We start from the raw sequence: 1,260 nt of genomic DNA, 5'->3' as shown, positions 1-1,260 counted from the left end.
GTGAATTGACGCGCAACGGCTCTCCTGCTGGCTACGCTTCAGTGTCAGCCGAAGCGCTGAGCGCCGCCCGCCGTAGCGCTGGTCGCCGCCCCGCCAAGCTGTGCACGCAAAGCGTTCGCTGGCGGGTTGTGCTCACCCTGCTCGAATGGAAGTGGTCGCCCCAGCAGATATCGGGCACACTTAAGCGCATGTATCCGACCGACCCGACCCAGCACGTATCGCACGAAACCATCTACACGGCTATCTACGCTCAGCCGCGCGGCGAATTGCGCCGCCAGTTGATTGCCTGCGCCGCGGCCACAGCACCCGCATGTCCCGCGCGCGTGGCACAGACCGGCGATTTGACCTGCACGCCTGCAGCGCAACCTGCCGCGCAAGCCGACGTTAGCGCTTTAGTGTGTCACCGTCACCTCATGCGCGCGGTCGAAGTAGATTTGCCCTAAGACGGCGTTAATTGGGAGCTGGCTGAGGCGCTGTGTCGAGACTGTTAAGGTACTTGTCGCTGCGTTGTGCTCCCCTTCGCTTTTGATGTGGATAGTGTTGGTGGGCCACCGTAGTTTCTTGTCAGCGTGTCAGACCGCCGGAAATACCCTGAGCCGTTGGCGTTAAGTGTTAGGGCGAAGGTCACGGTGTCGGCGCTTCCGTCAATCGTGTCAGTCGTTGGGACGCCCTGCGCCGAAGCGGTTACGGTTTGGGGCGTGCTGCGCCCGAGTTGAGCCACCTCCGAGTAAGCAATCGGAGTGCTCATGGACAGGTAGATGGACTTCTGCGAACAGCTGATGTACCCGAAGATGGACAAGTTCGCGTAGGCGAACTCTTGAGTCTTGAGATTCGATGGGATTGCGTTGCGCGGAACCAGAAACGACCGGGTACACCGAGCAGGTTCGCACGCTCGGCGGCGACTACGGAACGATCGCGCCAGTCGGCGTTGAGATCCTCATCTGCTTCGACTTCGATATGGCCGCATCCCGGGTAGACCGACCCATGCATGTCCGAGCGTCGACGCGGGCTGATGGCGGTTTGTGGCCGCCTACCTGAAGGTCAAGAGGTTGACTGCCTGGACGTGCAAGTCACCCGCAACCTGTGCTTGCGCGGCGGTATCGCGAAAGCAGTCGAAGCGCTCCGTGACGCGCGAGCCGCGAAATCCGAACACCTCTGCAATCTCGGCGAGTTCAGGCTCCGGCAACGCGCCGGCGATGCATGCCGCCCGCAGATCGGGGCTGCTGCGCACTTCATTCTTGAGCTCTCGCTGCACCACGA

General features: G+C 61.8%; 1 protein-coding gene and 1 pseudogene. One reads left to right on the top strand and one right to left on the bottom strand.

Features of this window, described 5'->3' with window-relative positions:
- A pseudogene (locus tag AWB67_RS42805) lies at window positions 1–340 on the top strand (transposase family protein); the annotation flags it as partial.
- A gap of 690 nt (window positions 341–1,030) precedes the next feature.
- Here the strand turns inward: AWB67_RS42805 and AWB67_RS41245 are convergent.
- The coding region (locus AWB67_RS41245) for a hypothetical protein (protein WP_200822429.1) at window positions 1,031–1,260 on the bottom strand (230 nt) is incomplete at its 5' end.

The organism is Caballeronia terrestris (genome assembly GCF_001544515.1).
Classification (GTDB): domain Bacteria; phylum Pseudomonadota; class Gammaproteobacteria; order Burkholderiales; family Burkholderiaceae; genus Caballeronia; species Caballeronia terrestris.
The sequence above is the reverse complement of the archived record's forward strand: the minus strand, read 5'-3'. Positions and strand labels throughout refer to the sequence as shown.